The sequence below is a fragment of the Thalassospira sp. CA1 genome, from assembly GCF_059052855.1.
The window spans coordinates 743,068-760,265 of the sequence record NZ_JBZCIA010000001.1; the positions used below are offsets into that span (position 1 = coordinate 743,068).

The following is a 17,198-nucleotide window of genomic DNA, read 5'->3' on the forward strand; positions in this document are numbered from 1 at the left end:
TTATGTGCCTGTAACAAGGCAGTGAAGCAGGTGGGGACCATGCAGCAATATGTGATCTACAAGCGTGTGAGTACAGCAGACCAAGGGCGGAGTGGGTTGGGGCTGGAAGCGCAAACGAGAGATATCACCCTTTATCTGGATACGTTCAGCCCTGAGCCTTTCGAAGTGATCGGGGAGTATCTTGATGTGCAATCAGGTAAGGATGATGACCGCCCGGAGTTACTCAAGGCTATTGAACATGCCAAGACTGCCAAGGCCACACTGCTTGTTGCGAAGCTTGACCGACTAAGCCGTAAGGTGTCGTTCATCTCTCAACTTATGGAAGACAAGCGGCTAGACTTCCGTGTTGCGGCAATGCCGACAGCTACACCATTCCAGCTACATATCTATGCAGCGCTGGCCGAACAGGAGCGTGAGTTTATCTCGCAGCGAACCAAAGCCGCACTCAAAGAAGCCAAGCGGCGAGGGGTTAGGCTTGGTGGTCTCCGGGACAGCACCATGAAACGGAATGACGTGCTCAAGGCTCAAGCGCAACAGCGAGCGGGTAAGCTGGAGAATATCGTGGTTCCGATGCGGGAGAGGGGGGATAGTATGCGGGCAATAGCTTCTGCGCTTAACTCCGCCGGGATTGCAACGCCAAGAGGCGGTAAGTGGCAGGCACCTCAAGTCAAAAGGCTGTTGGACCGAGTTGCAAGATGAGGGTCTTTTAATTCGTGGTGTTTTATTGTTTAAAATAGGAGACCAAAATGGACTTGGATGAGAAAAAGCGGCAACTTGACGAAGCAAAATCCGCTTACCTTGCAGCTAAAGACAAAATTAAAACACTTAGGCAATCAATTGCAGAAGAAATTTGCCCCTTAAACGTTGGCGACAAAGTTTGCGTTAAAGATGGTGGTAAAGAGTACGAAGGCATAGTTGACATAATATTCTATCCTCCTACGCACGAAGAACTACTTGATCCAGTTGTGGGTGTTGAAGTGGGGTGGGCTGTTGGTGGCGCTCGCATCAAAAAAACCACAGGGCAACTAGGGAAATGGACCTTTGGGTTTAACAGCTTTAACGCTAAACTTGATGGCGGTAAGTGGATTGTGACTCACAAGACAATAGGCGAAATTCTTGGGATAGACTAGCAACGGCAGATACACGAAAAGAGAGAAAATAGAATTGTTCGTAACTGCATTCTTTGGGATGCGGTCCAATCGATCTACGCGCAGTGATGTTTTCTCGGCCTCTGCTCAGAATACAACCTGATAGAGAAGCATTGAAGCAGTATGCTAGATGCTTTCAAGTCATCGGACTTCGATTGCGAATTGAATCTCTCAGTGGGTTGCAGCTGCGTAACGCTGATATTTTTACACCACACCAATCTATTATCATCTGTTTGTTCTAACTGCGGGAAGGTCGCTCAAAGCCAACATGTGGCGTACCAGAAGCCCGCACAGATTCCCTCCGGGAAAGCAGTTTCCGTTTACCCAAGAAATCTAAATCCTCTCCATTACCCGGAAATCGGCTTCAAACTCCATGCGATTAGGTACCCCCTAAGAGAAGGGGAAACCCTGCTCAGGTGTGACGGCGGGCGACACTCAGTCAACAACGAGTTTCGTGTCAGTCACCTCCTTACTGTTCAGCCTTCCCGGCATGAGCCACCTCTCCCCTGAAAAGGGCAATGTGCAAAGCGTGAACCGGGCATAGGACTTATCGAGAAGTGGTGGCGCTCGATAGGGTCCGGGCACCTGAAAAGGGTCAGTAAGACGGGTGACTTAAGGTGTTTAAACAGGCTCAATCTAGTCAACATACTGTTGTTGTCTTTAGGTGTGGCCGTATCTCACTCATAGCCAGTTTCAAGCCTGCTTAGGGCCTGCTTCATGCTGTCTCAAGGTTTCTTTGAGTGGTCTTGTCTCTCCCTATTTCCTGTCCTTCCTTTCCAATCCACCACACAGCAATGACCTCATACTTTGAAGCATGGGGTCTTTTTTCATGAGTTAATGAACTGTCCTGTAAAGGTACTAACCAATGACCAAAACTGAATTGTTTGCCGATGGTGCTTGCCTCGGAAACCCCGGCCCCGGTGGGTGGGCTTATCTACTACGGAAGCCCGGTAAAGAGAGGCTCAGGGGCGGTAAAGCTCGCCATACGACCAATAACCAGATGGAGCTAACTGCCGTTATCAAAGGACTGGAAGCACTCAAGTCGCCTCGTGTCGTCCATGTAGTGACTGATAGTCGCTATGTGGTCGATGGGATGACAAGTTGGATCATCAAATGGAAAGCCCAGGACTGGTCTTTGAATAAATCAGGGAGCAAGCCGGTCAAGAATGCTGAGCTATGGCAAAAGCTGGATCAGCTTTGTCAGAAGCATGAGGTTACTTGGGAGTGGACCAAGGGACACGCAGGACATCCCGAGAATGAACGGGTAGATCAGGAAGCTAGCAGGCAGGCGGGGATTGCTGCTACGGCTCCTCGTAAGGGAACTGATCAGGCTAATTGTTGAATTGGCGTTTAACAGACCTGATCCGTAACCCGTAACGAGGCCAAGGGTTGGCTTCAAGCTAACCTTTGGTCCCTCCGAATGCCTCATAACGAGGCTAGGGGGACAAGGTTGCTATCGGCATGTTTTGTTCTTGTTGGAAAATGGTCGATGGACGTCAATACAATTTGATTGAAGTAAGTCAGGCAATGGCCGCCAGCTCCCATTGTCACCATCAAAGACAGCCAAGCGTTCGCCAATAGCGGGGACGTTGCGGAGTTCTTTGGGAAACGCCATGCAGATCGCTGTGCATCTAACCTGCAAGACTGTTTTTGCCCTGTAAACTTTCCAGCGCGTTCAGCTTGTCTCAACCCTGTTGATAGCCAGCATATGTTCGTTCTGATCAAGCCAAGCTTTTCGGGATTGGTAATCTGGAATCAATGATCCGACCAAGTTCCAGAAAGGCTTGTCGTGATTGCGGTGACGCAGGTGGCAAAGTTCATGAACCACCGCGTATTCAAGGACTGTCTTCGGGGCAAAGATCAGGTGCCAGTTGATATTGATCACCCGGTCATTGCCGCAACTGCCCCATAGGTGCTTCTGATCCTTGATGCGGTATGCTTTGGGCTTTAGGTCGTTCTTTGGCCCATAGCGACGAATGAAGTCAGCAACATCCTGTCGCAAGCGTTTCTTGAGCCATAGCCGCAAGGCATCCTCAATCAGCATGTCCTGTGAGTGCGGCGAAGCAGAGGTTGGATATTCGATATACAAGCCATTCCGGTAGGAAACATGCACCAGCGTATCATCCGTTGAACCAACCTTTAGCCGCGTCATGCGTCCGCGAAATGGTATCTTTGCCCCGCTGACAAACCGGTACAGCGAAGGCGATCTTTCTGCGGTTTCGCGCATCTTGCGGGTCTGATCAAAAATCCATTGCCGCCTTCTATGAACGGCATTGTTGATCTGCTCGTCCGTTGCAGTGGGCGGAACGACGACTTCCACCAGTTCAGGCGTCACAGTGATCCTTGCCTTCTCGCAAGTACCAACGCGCTTTAACTCATATGGAATGTCAGTATTGCCGATTGTCAGGACAGGCATGGTCGTCACTTCGCAAATGTCTTGAGGGCCAATTCTTCAACTTCCTCGGACACAAGCTTCAGGTTTCCAAAGTCAGCTTTATGAAGCTTCTGGCGGACCTGTTGACGAAGGTTCTTTCTAAGCTCGGTTTTCTCGTGCCATGTCGGTGGTGTGGCTTCGTATATAGCTTCAACCGATACAGCGATTTCAGCCAAGCCGTCTGGCGTCATCTCTTCGGGTTGATAGGTTTCAAGAACCTTCATAATGCCATATGCCTCGGGCGACATATCACTGCCCTCATGGGCCTTGGCCTCTGCCTCCAAGTCCTTGGCAAGTTCCTCCGCCATCCTGAGTTTATCCGCCCAGGACAACTGTGCGCCGTCCATCTTCTCAAGCAATTCCTTGAGACGCTGGGAAAACTTCCCGTACTGGTGCGGGTTTTCATCAAGCCGTTCATAAACCGTTTTGCGCAACTCTGTGCCCTTTCGGATCGCAGCCGTTTGAAGGTCCCTTTCCGGTTTACCGTCTATCTCGAAGTCCTGCCAGAAGTCAGGGTCGGTGATCGACCGAAGTTTGACGGTTACGCTCAAACCCGTGGCATCAAGGTGCTCTTCGAGCATTTCACGGATTTTCTTGCTGTATTCCTTCTGATCGAACGCTTCTTTTTTCTCAAACACCTGTGTGGCATATCGCAGGAAGCTTGCGACCCATTTCAGGTCCTTGGTGTAGTCCAGAACGGATTTATCCGGGCTGAGTGCCGAGTAGATGGAAATAAACTCTCGGGCGACAGTGCGGTAAGCAAACCACTGGTCTTCGGTCTTCAGGATATCCACAAAGGCGTCATATTCCGCCTTCAGGTCCGCCGTGCCGCGCTTCAATCCCTTCATCATCTTCATGACGGCAGCATGGGCCGCTTTGAGCTGGGAACGAAGGTTGTCCAAGTCAACCATCGCATTCTGAACATCATCAGACCGATAGGACGAAAGAGCCTGATCAAGGTTCTGAGAAACCCCGATGTAATCCACGATCAGGCCGTTTTTCTTATTGGCATCAGCAACGCGGTTGGTCCGCGCAATCGCCTGAAGAAGGGTGTGCTCCTTAAGCGGTTTATCAAGATACATGACCGATTCAATTGGCGCATCAAACCCAGTTAGCAGCTTGTCACAGACGATCAGGAAATCCGGGTCTTCGCCCTTCTTGCCAAATGCCTGTTTGACCAATTTCTCAGCGTCACGATCAAGGTAATGCGCCATCAATCCCTTGCGCAGATCAGCAACATGATCATCTTCGGAAGGCTTATCGTCTTCTTGCGACCGTGAATAGACACAGGCTGATTTAAGGGTTGCGGCCTTTTGGGCGTCATCCGGCGACATCCCCTGCTTGATCAGATCATCCGCAATCACCGTATCCAAGGCCCGTTTGTAAAGGATCACCGCTTCGCGATCTATGGCAACGATCTGCGCCTTGTAGCCATCCGGGGCCGCGTATTCCTTGAAATGGGTCCAGATGTCATAGGCTATAAGATCAATGCGTCTGGGGTGCTTCACCAGATCGGCAAAGGTGACACCGCGCTTCTTGAGTTCTTCAAGCTTGTCATCAGGCAGATCGGCAAACCACTGATCAAACAGAATGTCGATCTTGGCTTCATCAATATGCCAGTCGGTCTTGCGTCCAGTGTAATAGATCGGAACGGTCGCCCCATCAGCCACAGCATCATCAATGCCGTACTTGTCCAGATACCCCTCGCCAACGACCCCAAAGTTCTTGTAGGTATCTTGGTCAGATTTCTTGATCGGGGTGCCGGTAAAGCCAAAGAACCGCGCTTCAGGCATCGTTGCACGAAGATACGCACCAAGGTCCTTTTCCTGTGTCCGGTGACATTCATCCACCATGACGATCCAGTTTTGGGAGTTGGCAATCGGTGACTTCGACCCTTGGAACTTGAAAATCGTCGAAAGCGCGGTAATGCCGTCAATACCACTGCCAATCAGTTTATGAAGGTCTGCAACGGAGCCAACGCTTACAGGGTTTGGTAACCCACAGGCTTTGAATGTGCCGCTGATCTGATCATCCAGATCAATACGGTCTGTCAGCACCATCAGGTTGGGGTTTGCCAGTTCGGGGGATGCTTCGGTCAGATGGGTTTTCAGCTTCAAGGCCGCAAACACCATCGTCAAGGACTTGCCCGATCCTTGGGTATGCCAGACCAGCCCCTTGCGGTGTTTGCCTTCTACGACCCTGCTGACGATCTTGTTGACCGCCCGGAACTGCTGATAGCGGCAAATCTTCTTGATCTTGCCGACTTCGGCTTGTTCAAAGACGATAAAATGGGCGATCAAATCCAATAGGCGCGAAGGCTCCAACAGGCTCCAAAGACCCTTGTCGAGTTCATTGGAAAAGTCTTTGTCGTTGCGCGGCCAAGGATCACCCCAAGAACCATAGAACTTGGACGGGCTTCCAGTGGTACCATACAGGCAATTGGTGCCATCGGTCAGGATGTTAAAGCAGTTGGAAAAGAACAGCCGTGGGATATCGCGTTCATACTGTTTGAGCTGATCGAACGCCTCGCCGGTCTTGTCCTTGGCGTTGATTGGTGACTTGGCCTCTATCACCACCACCGGGATGCCGTTGATATAAACCACGACATCGGGAATGCGGGATTTCTCCGCCTTCACATAAAGCTGGTTGGTAACAGTGAATGTGTTGTTTTCGGGTTTAAGGAAATCAATGACCTTGATGGTCTTGTACTCGGTCTGGCCCTGCACCTTGCGGCTATAGTTTCCGCGCAAAATGCCCAGCCATTCCTCATTGTCATTCTTACTGGTCAGATCGACATAGGCAGCTTGGGCATCTTCGTCAGACAATCCGTTCAAGCGTTTGATGGCATCAACAAGGTGCGGGCGGAACAGAACTTGGTTCTCGCCATCGCGCAGGGCTTCATGTTCCGCCTTGGTTACAACGGTATAGCCCATATCCTTCAGGGCTTGGATCGTTGGCTTTTCTGCCAGTAACCATTCACTGCCCATTGTCACCGCCGGATGATATTGCGCCAATGCACCTCAAAAAGTCCTTGCCAGCTTCACTAATGAGGTACCGATGAGAACTTGGCTGCATTTCGGCGCTGCCAAAAATCTGGTCTAACTCGAGAAGGCCAAGAGAGGACAGGTGCCTGCGCATGATCTCGTTTAGCCTTGCACCTCTCTGGGCTTCTTCTCGACCAGTATGATCCAGGATGTCCTCAACCGTATGCCCCGGCTGCACCACATTTCGGTTTGCCTCGTGAAACCTTGCGCCTTGCTCGTTTCCAACTGTTGGGGAGTTCGCTGGATGATATTCTGCCAAAAGAATGATCTGCCGGTCATCAAGTTGCTCCAGAATACGCATGAAGTGCCGCGTTTCTTGTTGTTCAAGACCTGTCTCTTGAAGTCCTTTTGCAACCAGTTCCGCGATGTATTTTTTACGATCACCTGTTGAGGCACGTGCAGATTGCCAGAGTCCCTCTTCAAAAAGGTCAAGCCCTTCGGGTTTCTCCAATGCGATCTGCAGTTTGAGTTCATCAATCTGGTCTTGGAGATATCGGAGATAGGCTTCCACCCTTTCAGCCCGGACATTAGGTATTAACTCTGTCAAAACTGTTTGGACGGTTGCCCCAGCGAGTGGGATAACGCCCGCAGCACTTGCCCCAATCCGTAACGCCTTGGCGGTTGAAGTATCTCCAAGCGGTGGATGTTGATTTTCTTCAGGCATCTGGTACCTCAACCCGTTTGCGGCCTGTCAGAAGATCGGACATCAATCCATATTTGAGCGTTTGGAGCTGTTCAAGTTTCTCTTTGCTGGAGTTGATGGCATGGTCAAAGTCGCTAAGTATATCTGTGATAGCCTTCATTTCATCCAAATCACTCGGTCGGGCTATTTTAAATAGGCGGACCTTCTTGATGCCTAGGGCCGGTTGGCTGGTAGTGTTTATTTGTTTAAAAATCTGACTTTCAACCTTTTTCGACTGAAGAGCATGGAAGAGAAAGTCGGAGTATATCGGGCATTTCGAGGTGATCAAAATTACATTCGCTGATAGGCAGAAGCGTTCAACGTTTGGCAAATAGGTGGGATTTCCGATTGTCCCGATTTTGCCAAAGATGAAGGCCTTAGGGTGAATGTCGAAGCCCGCTTTTTGTTTCACCAAAACGTCAGGATGGACCTCTCTGGCATTCTCGAAATCAATGACGCCATTTTTATCTATATCTCCCATCCCGACATATGGGACACCTCCCTGAAAAACAGGTGGTGTCCGATGATCTGGTTGGGGATCAATCACATCAGCAAGACTACCAACATCAACAACTTCCCAACTTTCAGGAATCTCCCCCAGTTCGGTTTGTTTGAACTTGGTGTGGCCGATGCCTTTGGTGAGGAGGGTTTGAAGCAGCCCTTTTTTGACCTGTTTCGTTTGGTCAATGACGGGTTTGGTCGCCACAATGGCCTCATCCACGCTGCTCAGAACTTCCGCGATTTTCTTCTGTTCGGGAATTGGTGGAATCAGGATTTTTGCGTCAGAAAGATTTCTAAATGAGATGCTCTTTCGCCGATTAACGCCGCCATTTGCCAGTGTGTTGAAATGTCCAAGGAGGGCTTTTCTCTTCAGCAAAGAATGAAGAAATGGACGGAATACGATATCTTCGTTCACTTCAAAAACAGTATACATCGGGCTTACAAGGCCCTCATCAAAATCACGAAGATAATCTATTGACCCCTCATCAAGGTGAATGGTTGCGTAAGCAAACTGTCCCTTGCGGACAATCTTATATTTTGATGTGTTTGTGCTATAGACTCGCTTTGAAAAATACTCTTCCGAACACACAAAACCGTCGTATTTTGTCATGCTGAGAACGGGAATATCCGTGGAGGAATTGTTTTTGGTAGAAACGGGCTTAGCGAAGTCGCCAATACTCATTTCCCTCCATCCGATAGGAGCTTCATGCGCCATAGCCAAGCTCCTTGAGAAAGCCCATCATCCTGGCTTCGGCTTCGTCACGTTTCTGGCGTAGCTCATTCAGCTTAAATAGTTCTTCCGCGACATCAATCTCGGCTTCGTCTTCCTCTGTGCTGACATAGCGAGAAATGTTGAGGTTAAAGTCGTTGCTTCGGATCTCATCCAAAGTAATCACTCGGGCGAACCTGTCTTCGTCCTCAAAAGCAGCGAAAGCATCGGCGAAACGCTTCACGTTGCTGTCTGATAAGTAATTTTGGACCTTGCCAAGCTCCAACTCATGGGTTCCATCAACCACCAGAACCTTGCCCTTGCGCTCTGCAGGTTTGTTCCTGCGAATGATCAGGACACAGGCCGGAATACCCGCACCATAAAACAGGTTCGGTCCCAGCCCGATCACCGCATCGATCAGGTCATCTTCCAGAAGTCCTTTGCGGATTTTGGCCTCTGCCCCGCCCCGGAACAGAATGCCGTGCGGCAGGACCACACCCAACATACCATCTTCCTTCAGGCTGGCGAGCATGTGCTGGACAAACGCCAAATCACCATAGGACTGCGGTGGGCAACCATAGGTATCGCGTCCGAATTTGTCCCCGGTTGACCAGACATCATGGCCCCAGTTTTTCAGGGAGAAGGGCGGGTTGGCGAGGACACGATCAAAGGTACGAATGGCCTTTGTGCCATCCCCGACCAGATGTTTGGGATCAAGCAAGGTATCCCCACGCTCGACAAAGGCATCATCAATGTCATGCAGGAACAGGTTCATGGAGCAGATCGCCCATGTGTTCAGGTTCTTTTCCTGACCATAGAGCGACAAGGAACGCGGGTTCTTGCCTTGACGTTCAAGGTGATGGAAGCATTCCAGAAGCATCCCGCCAGAGCCACAGGTAGGGTCGTAGACCGACATGCCCTCATCAGGCTTCAGGCATTCGACAATCAACCGCACGACCATCTTGGGCGTATAGAACTCACCGCCTTTCTTGCCCGCATCATCAGCGAACTGGGCGATCAGATATTCATAGGCATTGCCAAGGATATCGGCCTCAACATCGACATGACGCAGACGGTGCTTTTCAAAGTGCTGAAGAAGCTTTTCAAGTGTGGCGTCGGGGAAGCGTTGCTTGTTGTTGAAGTCCACATCCTGAAACACACCACGAAGGCGGTGGTTGGCGTCCTCAATCGCGTGGAAGGCCGCGTTCAGGTGTTCACCGATGTTGGTAGTGTGCTTGCGCACGTCTTTCCAGAAATGGCCTTCGGGGATATGGAAACGGTGTTCATCCGGATCAGCCGCCAGTTCCTTGTCGCCATACTGACTCAGTTTCCGTTCATATTCCTCTTCCCAGACATCACAAAGACGGCGGAAGAACAAAAGGCCGAAGATGTAATGTTTGAAGTCCCCGGAATCGATGGATCCACGAAGAATGTTTGCGGCACCCCACAGGTGGGATTCAAGTTCTTGGAGCGTCAACTGAGACATGAAACTGGTGTTTCTCCTGCAACTTTAGGTACGTCGAATGTTATGGGATTCACCATAAAGGAAACCGAGTTTTTGGCAATCAGTCCGATGGTAACTGTGTCAGTAAACGTCTTCGTGATAGGGGAGATGACATGCCGCTTAGCAGCTATGACTGGTGCAATCGAACCTGCCTTGTGACTGATTGCGTATTGTTTGCTGTATAGGTGGTTTAGGAGGGAAGTTTTTATGTACCGTTGTGAACACCAAACGTGTACCACCAACGTGTACTACCCCGCGCTATGGCAGGGTAGTAACTCGTTGATTTTACTGAAAAAATCACAGTTGGCTGGGGCGGTAGGATTCGAACCTACGGTACACGATACCAAAAACCGATGCCTTACCACTTGGCCACGCCCCATCAGCGTGCGTGGCGCGGAAAATAGCGCCCTCATGACAAGAGTGCAACCCTCTATTTGAAGGTTTTTTTATCTCGCGCTCAGTCGGGGAAGGCAGCCCCCATATCTGCCTGCTCGCGGCTCTTTTCCGTCAGGATATGGGTGGGCGAAATCCACCAGTCCGGGTTCTGTGCTGCAATGGCATTTGCCGCACGTTCTGCCTGATCGTTTGTGTCGTAAATCCCGAAACACGTCGCCCCGCTGCCTGACATTCTGGCCAGCAAGCATCCCTCTTCACGGGCAAGCGCATTTAGCACATCACAAATTTCCGGAAGGATACCGGTGGCCGGCAGGGTCAGATCATTGCCGCATTCTGACAATGCATCGGCAAGGGCCGCACCGCTTTGAAAGGTCTGCGTGGTATCCCATGCGCCGGTCGGGCTAAACCCCTCGTCCGCCCGGGCCTTGAAGATTTCGGGTGTTGAAACCGCCTTGCCGGGATTGATCAGGACCATCGGGACGGACGGCAGGTCAGGCAGTGCGGTGATTTCTTCGCCGATCCCCGACATCAGACAGCTTTTGCCATGCAGGCAAACCGGGACATCGGCCCCCAGCGACAGGGCAATACGCGAAAGGGTGTCTGCGTCGAGATCAAGTTTCCACATCTCGCACAGCAACCGGATCGCCGCCGCCGCATCCGCCGACCCGCCACCGATGCCCGATGCAATTGGCAACCGCTTATCAAGGATCAGGTCGGCCCCCTGTGTCGTGCCACTTTCTGCCTGGAGCATCCGGGCGGCACGCATGACAAGGTTGTCACTGGTGTCTTCATGGACGAGGTTAGCGGCCATGGGGCCTGATATCGAAAGGGTGATGGTGCCATCGTCGCGCACCTCGCCACTTACCACGTCGCCGGATGCGGTAAAGCAGACGAGGCTTTCAAGCAGGTGATAGCCGTCATCGCGTTTGCCGGTGACGTGCAGAAACAGGTTAACCTTGGCAGGTGCCTGCTGGCGATAGGTCGCAGACATGAACGTTTCTTCCCAAATGCGTCAGTTTACGACGGTCGGGGCCACGCTTGGTACCTGACCATTGATTTTGGCTTCGACGGTACTGCGCAGTTCTTCGGTCGGATTGAAGGACAGGGCACGGTGCCACTGGAAGCGGGCCTCGTGATAGCGCCCGATCTGCCAATAGGCATCCCCCAGATGATCATTGATGGTCGGATCGTCCGGTTTCAGTTCGACCGCCTTTTCAAGCTGTTCGACCGCATCTTCGAACCGGCCCAGTTTGTAGTAAACCCACCCCAGACTATCGACGATATAGCCATCATCAGGCTGCAATTCGACAGCGCGTTTAAGCATTTCTTCGGCCTGATCGAAATTCATGCCCATATCAACCCAGCTATAACCAAGATAGTTGAGCACATAGGGCTGTTCAGGCTCGATCTCGAGCGCCTGAAGGAAATCTGCCTCTGCCTTGGCCCAGTCCCCGGCTCGTTCATGGGCAATGCCGCGACGATAGAGCAAACGCCAGCCAACCTGCGTCTGGCCACCAAGCCGTTCAATCGCCTTGTCATAGGCGTCGGCCGCCGGGCCATATTGCTGCTGAATGCGCAGGATATCGCCAAGCTGGATTAGCGCATCCGGGCGATCACGGCGTTCGCTGACCATGTCTTTGAGGATATCAATCGCCTCGTCGGCGCGGCCGATCTGCTCTAGGCTTGAGGCGGTACGAAGGCGCGCGTTCCAGCTGTGCGGGGATGAGCGCGGGATCCCTTTGTAAACCTCAATTGCCGTTTCAAAACGGTTCTGAATTTCCATCACTTCACCCACCAGAAGGCGGGTAATGTCATCATCGGGACGCAGCGACAGCGAATAGCGCGCCATCAGCAAGGATGGATCAACCGCGTTTTCCTGACTAAGCAGGGTGGCAATATCGAGATAGGCCTCTGCCAGACCCTCTGCCGGGGTCAGCATGGTGGCGATCGGTGGTTCTTTGCGATCAAGCCGTGCGAGATGGAACGGCATGGCAAGCGATTGCGGATGCCGATCCATATAGCTTTCATACAGAAGGGACGCCTTTTGCACCTGACCTTTACGCTCATAGACGGCACCAAGGGCCTCGGCAGCGCGAAGCGGCGCGTCGGCCGGATCGCCATAGGCACTGGCAAGGGCCCGTTCGGCGGCATCAAAATCACCAAAATGCGCCAGGATCAGACCGCGATGATACTCCGAAAGCGGGTTAAGCGCGCCATTGCCCTGCATGCCATCAAGGGCCGTCATTGCTGCGTCTTTTTGATCAAGGCCAGTGTAAAGCCAGGCCTTTGCCAGCGGCGCAATCAGGGCATTGATGCCCCGTTCGGGCAGGCTTGAGACGATATCAAGCGCATCCTGATAGCGATCTTCGCGAATGGCGGCATCCATCACCGTCAGGGCCGCAAACAGGTCCTGATCGTTTTCGGATTGTAAGCTGGTGGCAATGTCGACGGCATCGCTGATGCGTCCGTCGCTGATCAATGCCAGAAAGGCGCGGCGGCGCAATTCTGCGTTATCGGGGTCAAGTTGATGGGCGCGCAAAAGATATCGCGCAGCGTAGTCGGACCGGCTTTCCATCTGGGCGGCCTTGCCAGCCAGGAAGTTGCCCGAAAACCCGTTGGATTGCGGATACTCGAAAACGGCATCGTCGCTGTTCTGTAGCATGGTGCCACAGGCCGAAAGCGCAATAGCCGTCATCGGGATGAGGAGATGTAACAATTTACGTTTCAAAGGCTTTTCCTGCGTCCGCAATTCGGGTTCGGCGACGCCAGATCAGGCGCATCGCCATAGTGAATTTCGGGATTAGCCTACTCAGTCGGCAATTATAAGGCAAAGCATTTGCAACAACAGCAAACCGCTATCTTTGAATGCCATCGATGACACGGGAATACGCAGCGCAGGATAATATGTCGTCAGTCCTGCGACAGGGCTTCTTTGACCAGTGCAATCCAATAGCTGACACCATGCGTGATGGCGTCATCGTTGAAGTCATATGCGGCGTTATGAAGCAACCGGTCGCCATCCGTCGGGCCATTACCGAGCCAGATATAGCAACCCGGTTTGACATTCAGCATGAAGGCGAAATCTTCGCTGGCCATGGACGGTTCCGGATTGGTGTCCACCTGATCTGCGCCGACAATCTTCGATGCCACCGAAAGGGCAATTTCGGATTCTGCCGGGCTGTTGATTGTTGCCGGATAGCGGCGTTGATAATTCACCCGGGCATCGCAGCCCAGGGCCTGTGCGGTGTGTTTGGCTGTTTCGACCAGACGCGCTTCGATAACATCCTGAATATCAGGATCAAATGTGCGGACGGTGCCGCGAATGGTCGCGGTATTGGGGATTACGTTCCAGGTGTCACCGCCGAAAATCTGCGTGGGTGAAATGACAGCGCTTTTCAAAGGATTGATTTCGCGTGAAACGATGGTTTGCAGTGCCAGCAGAACCTGACCTGCTGTTGTAATCGGATCATGTCCGAGATGGGGCATGGCCGCATGACACCCTTTGCCCTCAATCACGATTTCAAACACGTCGTAGCTTGCCATCATCGGGCCAGCCTTAACGGCCATGGTGCCGATATCGCGGCCCGGCCAGTTATGCATGCCATAAACCGTATCGACCGGATGACTGTCAAAAAGGCCTTCTTTGACCATCTCGCGCCCACCGCCTTCGTTTTCTTCGGCAGGCTGGAAAATAAAATCAACCGTTCCGGCAAAATCCGGGTTTTCAGCAAGAATTTTGGCGGCACCAAGCAGCATGGTCATATGGCCATCATGACCACAGGCATGCATTTTTCCCGGATGTTTTGACGCATAAGGCAAATTGGTTGTTTCATGGATATCAAGCGCATCCATGTCGGCGCGAAGCCCGATCCGCTTTCCCGCCCCTTTGTTGCCATGCAGGGTTGCGACAACACCTGTTTTGGCGATGCCGGTTTTGACTTCCAAGCCAAAGGATTTCAGCTTTTCTGCGACAAAGGCACTGGTCAGGTTTTCTTCAAATGCGGTTTCAGGGTGAGCATGCAGATGGTGACGCCAGCTGATGAATTCTTCGACAAGTTCGGTGGCGCGAGGATGAAGGGAGCAAGAAGGGACAGTCATCTGCATACTCGATTTTGGATGATATGTGCGGGCGTGAACCCGGTAACTTAACACCGGGACCACCATATTTCAGATGGTCCCGGTTACAGGATGTTATCAGATACCCTGAAGCTTCAGGATCGCTTCGGCAACAAGAACCGAACCGGCATAGGTGCCAAGGAACACAAGGCAGGCAACCAGTGCCAGCTTCCAGCCGGAATGTTTGGCAACTTCGATTTCCTTTTTGGCAATCGCAAAGCCGGCATAGGCAAGCGCCGGGGTTGCAAGGGCCAGGAAGTTAACCGACTTGGCCTGTGCGACGATCCATTCCGAACCCGGGGTCCAGGGAAGGGTCGCGACAATGCCGACCAACGAAATCCATGCAACGCTTGGCAGATAGAACGGCGCAAAGCGGGTCAGGATAAGGCCAACCATCGAGATCAAATAGATCACGATCATGCCCATAAATCCGTCCATCAACGGTATCGCCGGTCCGACTGTGTTCATCACAAGTCCGACAAGGCAGACAATGATCAGGACGACGGCATGATCGACAAGATCAATTTTCGGGCGGGTGGTTTCTTTTGCAACAACGCTATCAGACATGATCAAGCCCTCTTGTTGTCAGCAGCGGCAAGGTCACGCTTACCAGCCGTCGCGTTATAGAGTTTTTCAACGATCGGAAGAGCAATAAACAGTCCGGCATAAAGACCTGTTGCATAGGTCAAAAGGTTGCTCGCCCCGGCAAGTGCAAGGATTTCGTCCTTCATGGTTGGGACAACTTCCGTCAGCGCACCAGTGCAGGCCGCCATCATTGATCCGCTGCCGATCCCGCATGCCATTGCAAGCGCGCGCGGATCAAAAACATCAATGCTGGCAAACAGCGACGCCAGAATGGCAAAGATAAACGTGCCGAAAAGCGTGCCGATCACATAAACGCCCATGACACCCGCACCTTCCGGGCTTTTGAGGGTGTAACGGTCGGCAATGATGGCAAGGTTCGGTTCACGTGCGATCGAGAAGGTCGCACCAATGGCCTCACGGCCCATTTTCAGGCCCCAAACCGCAAGCGGGAATGCCAGAACAATCGTGCCGAGGTTCCCAAGTTCCTGCAGCAACAGCGCAGGACCCGCTTCGATGATGGTTTCGATTGCCGGGCCGATGGTGGTTCCGAATTTGGCGATGAACGGCATGATCGCAATGACGATCAGCGGTGAGGCCGCCTTGACTTCTTTTTCACCGATGAACTTGCCAAATTTCGGCATGACATTCGGATTCATAAGGGCTGCCATGATAAAGGCATAAAGCAGCGGCAACAGAAGGATTGCCCCAATTCCCAACGGAATTTTGCGGATGCCGATCAGCTCGGCGATCGCCCCAATGATGATAACGGCTAAATGGAGCTTCCATAGCCCCATTTGTCCCCGAAGCGCATTCATTTCCCAGTCTCCTTGACAGACAGTGGCGTTTACGACGCAAGGACACCTTTCCCATTGATGCGGGAAACCAAACGCGCCTTGTCATCCCTGTAAAATCCGGCGACGCAAAATTCATCGTTTTGCCATTTTTGGATCCGGAATTTCCGACCGAGAATGGGAACATGCCGATTCATGGGCAAGTGCCATTTTGGGATGCTTCTGTTGCCGAAATGGCAACAGGTCACGCAAGGTTATTCATGTTCTTCGGGATACCAGGCGGAGCCAAATGCCTCCATGCGATCCCGGATCATGCCTGTAACCGCCCGCACCGCGGCGGTTTTGGGGCGCTCCTTGCGCACCAGCAAGTGTGAAGGAACACGCGCCAGGAAGGGATCGGTCATCGGTATGGCAACGACTTCTCCTCTGCGTAGTTGTCGTGATACCGCAAACGCAGGCAGATAGGTAATACCGCCCCCCGACAGGACAAAGTGAATGGCAACATTGATCGAATCGGCGGTCAGAAAAGCATCCCGCGCAACACGATTTCCCGGATCGGCATTTGCCAAAAGTTTGGACACCCCGAAATTCTGATCCAGCAAGGCGGCCGGATAATTCAGCGTTTCATTCAGTTTGCAGCTTTGCTTGGAGGCAAGGGCAAATTCCGGCGGGACCAGCACGCAAAGCGGGCTGTGGTTTTCGGCAAGTAATTCAAGCTCTGGCGTGCGTGGCGGGTTGAAGACCAGCCCCAGATCATAGTCATCGCGCAGAATGCCATGGGTGATCTTCTCGGTTCCGGCAACATCGACTTCAAGCCGAATATCGGGGAACTCGTCGCGCAGCGGGCGGATCACGTGATTAACAAGATCGACAACAAAGCCTTCCCCGGTCGCGATGCGCACCGTCCCGGCAATGGCGCCACGGGCCGCGGCAAGATCAACCGCAAATGCTTCGTCGATTTCAATGCGCTTGCGTGCATGTGCCGCAACCATATGCCCCGTTTCGGTAAAGATGATCCCGCGTTTGGTGCGTTCCATCAAAAGCGTATTCAGATGGGCCTCAAGGCTTGAGATCTGTCGACTGATCGCCGAGGGGGCAATGCGCAAGTTCTCGGCGGCAGTCCGGATCGAACCGGCTTCGAAAACAGCCAAAAAATAACGGAGAGGTTTGTCATCGATCTTCATATCGGGGCTTCGAATTGTGGGGCGATGTCGTAATCAGAGCATATCTGTTGCTGTTTCGGCAACAACATGTTCCGGCAATTGATCTTGAAACAGCGGTGCTTCCG

14 protein-coding genes and 1 tRNA gene are annotated in these 17,198 nt (G+C 52.3%); 3 read left to right on the forward strand and 12 right to left on the reverse strand.

Going from position 1 to position 17,198, the window contains the following annotated elements:
• Positions 1-39: 39 nt before the first annotated feature.
• The 3 genes from AC5Q5A_RS03380 (at position 40) to rnhA (ending at position 2,490) form a co-directional block, all read left to right on the forward strand.
• On the forward strand, positions 40-699 hold the full coding sequence (locus tag AC5Q5A_RS03380) for a recombinase family protein (RefSeq protein WP_493894330.1): 660 nt from the start codon (positions 40-42) through the stop codon (positions 697-699).
• 47 nt (positions 700-746) lie between these two features.
• Positions 747-1,130: a hypothetical protein gene (locus tag AC5Q5A_RS03385; protein ID WP_493894331.1), complete on the forward strand. Its 384-nt coding sequence runs from the start codon at positions 747-749 to the stop codon at positions 1,128-1,130.
• Between the two features lie 883 nt (positions 1,131-2,013).
• Positions 2,014-2,490 (forward strand): ribonuclease HI, encoded by a 477-nt coding sequence (gene rnhA / locus AC5Q5A_RS03390; protein WP_493894332.1) that lies wholly within the window; start codon positions 2,014-2,016, stop codon positions 2,488-2,490.
• A 333-nt stretch (positions 2,491-2,823) separates the two neighbouring features.
• On the opposite strand, the gene AC5Q5A_RS03395 is transcribed toward rnhA, so the two are convergent.
• The 12 genes from AC5Q5A_RS03395 to AC5Q5A_RS03450 all read right to left on the reverse strand — a co-directional run bounded on the left by AC5Q5A_RS03395 (position 2,824) and on the right by AC5Q5A_RS03450 (position 17,094).
• Complete coding sequence (locus tag AC5Q5A_RS03395) at positions 2,824-3,564, reverse strand: M48 family metallopeptidase (RefSeq protein ID WP_493894333.1); 741 nt, start codon at positions 3,562-3,564, stop codon at positions 2,824-2,826.
• A gap of 5 nt (positions 3,565-3,569) precedes the next feature.
• Positions 3,570-6,569: a type I restriction endonuclease subunit R gene (locus tag AC5Q5A_RS03400; protein ID WP_493894334.1), complete on the reverse strand. Its 3,000-nt coding sequence runs from the start codon at positions 6,567-6,569 to the stop codon at positions 3,570-3,572.
• A complete protein-coding gene (locus AC5Q5A_RS03405; RefSeq protein WP_493894335.1) occupies positions 6,559-7,290 on the reverse strand; it encodes a hypothetical protein in 732 nt (243 codons plus the stop codon). Before AC5Q5A_RS03405 ends, AC5Q5A_RS03400 begins: the two co-directional genes overlap by 11 nt.
• Positions 7,283-8,524 (reverse strand): restriction endonuclease subunit S, encoded by a 1,242-nt coding sequence (locus tag AC5Q5A_RS03410; protein WP_493894336.1) that lies wholly within the window; start codon positions 8,522-8,524, stop codon positions 7,283-7,285. Before AC5Q5A_RS03410 ends, AC5Q5A_RS03405 begins: the two co-directional genes overlap by 8 nt.
• Positions 8,514-10,004 (reverse strand): type I restriction-modification system subunit M, encoded by a 1,491-nt coding sequence (locus AC5Q5A_RS03415; RefSeq protein WP_493894337.1) that lies wholly within the window; start codon positions 10,002-10,004, stop codon positions 8,514-8,516. The genes AC5Q5A_RS03410 and AC5Q5A_RS03415 overlap by 11 nt, the downstream gene beginning before the upstream one ends.
• Positions 10,005-10,326: 322 nt before the next feature.
• Positions 10,327-10,401: transfer RNA gene (locus tag AC5Q5A_RS03420), tRNA-Gln, on the reverse strand.
• A gap of 78 nt (positions 10,402-10,479) precedes the next feature.
• Positions 10,480-11,409, reverse strand: a complete 930-nt coding sequence (locus tag AC5Q5A_RS03425) for a 4-(cytidine 5'-diphospho)-2-C-methyl-D-erythritol kinase (protein WP_493894338.1) — start codon at positions 11,407-11,409, stop codon at positions 10,480-10,482.
• Positions 11,410-11,430: 21 nt separating this feature from the next.
• The gene (locus AC5Q5A_RS03430; protein ID WP_493894339.1) at positions 11,431-13,146 is read right to left on the reverse strand and encodes a tetratricopeptide repeat protein; all 1,716 of its coding nucleotides are present in this window, start codon (positions 13,144-13,146) and stop codon (positions 11,431-11,433) included.
• 182 nt (positions 13,147-13,328) lie between these two features.
• On the reverse strand, positions 13,329-14,516 hold the full coding sequence (locus tag AC5Q5A_RS03435) for a M20 aminoacylase family protein (RefSeq protein ID WP_493894340.1): 1,188 nt from the start codon (positions 14,514-14,516) through the stop codon (positions 13,329-13,331).
• A 96-nt stretch (positions 14,517-14,612) separates the two neighbouring features.
• The gene (locus tag AC5Q5A_RS03440) at positions 14,613-15,101 is read right to left on the reverse strand and encodes a hypothetical protein (RefSeq protein ID WP_008889212.1); all 489 of its coding nucleotides are present in this window, start codon (positions 15,099-15,101) and stop codon (positions 14,613-14,615) included.
• 2 nt (positions 15,102-15,103) lie between these two features.
• Positions 15,104-15,934 (reverse strand): DUF3100 domain-containing protein, encoded by an 831-nt coding sequence (locus AC5Q5A_RS03445; protein ID WP_493894341.1) that lies wholly within the window; start codon positions 15,932-15,934, stop codon positions 15,104-15,106.
• A gap of 230 nt (positions 15,935-16,164) precedes the next feature.
• A complete protein-coding gene (locus AC5Q5A_RS03450; protein WP_008889214.1) occupies positions 16,165-17,094 on the reverse strand; it encodes a LysR family transcriptional regulator in 930 nt (309 codons plus the stop codon).
• Positions 17,095-17,198: the final 104 nt, after the last annotated feature.

What these genes read in the sequence shown, in the direction of transcription:
- AC5Q5A_RS03380 (WP_493894330.1), top strand. Translation starts at nt 40, where the DNA reads ATGCAGCAATATGTGATCTACAAGCGTGTGAGTACAGCAGACCAAGGG.
- AC5Q5A_RS03385 (WP_493894331.1), top strand. Translation starts at nt 747, where the DNA reads ATGGACTTGGATGAGAAAAAGCGGCAACTTGACGAAGCAAAATCCGCT.
- rnhA (WP_493894332.1), top strand. Translation starts at nt 2,014, where the DNA reads ATGACCAAAACTGAATTGTTTGCCGATGGTGCTTGCCTCGGAAACCCC.
- AC5Q5A_RS03395 (WP_493894333.1), bottom strand. Translation starts at nt 3,564, where the DNA reads ATGCCTGTCCTGACAATCGGCAATACTGACATTCCATATGAGTTAAAG.
- AC5Q5A_RS03400 (WP_493894334.1), bottom strand. Translation starts at nt 6,569, where the DNA reads ATGGGCAGTGAATGGTTACTGGCAGAAAAGCCAACGATCCAAGCCCTG.
- AC5Q5A_RS03405 (WP_493894335.1), bottom strand. Translation starts at nt 7,290, where the DNA reads ATGCCTGAAGAAAATCAACATCCACCGCTTGGAGATACTTCAACCGCC.
- AC5Q5A_RS03410 (WP_493894336.1), bottom strand. Translation starts at nt 8,524, where the DNA reads ATGGCGCATGAAGCTCCTATCGGATGGAGGGAAATGAGTATTGGCGAC.
- AC5Q5A_RS03415 (WP_493894337.1), bottom strand. Translation starts at nt 10,004, where the DNA reads ATGTCTCAGTTGACGCTCCAAGAACTTGAATCCCACCTGTGGGGTGCC.
- AC5Q5A_RS03425 (WP_493894338.1), bottom strand. Translation starts at nt 11,409, where the DNA reads ATGTCTGCGACCTATCGCCAGCAGGCACCTGCCAAGGTTAACCTGTTT.
- AC5Q5A_RS03435 (WP_493894340.1), bottom strand. Translation starts at nt 14,516, where the DNA reads ATGACTGTCCCTTCTTGCTCCCTTCATCCTCGCGCCACCGAACTTGTC.
- AC5Q5A_RS03440 (WP_008889212.1), bottom strand. Translation starts at nt 15,101, where the DNA reads ATGTCTGATAGCGTTGTTGCAAAAGAAACCACCCGCCCGAAAATTGAT.
- AC5Q5A_RS03445 (WP_493894341.1), bottom strand. Translation starts at nt 15,934, where the DNA reads ATGAATGCGCTTCGGGGACAAATGGGGCTATGGAAGCTCCATTTAGCC.
- AC5Q5A_RS03450 (WP_008889214.1), bottom strand. Translation starts at nt 17,094, where the DNA reads ATGAAGATCGATGACAAACCTCTCCGTTATTTTTTGGCTGTTTTCGAA.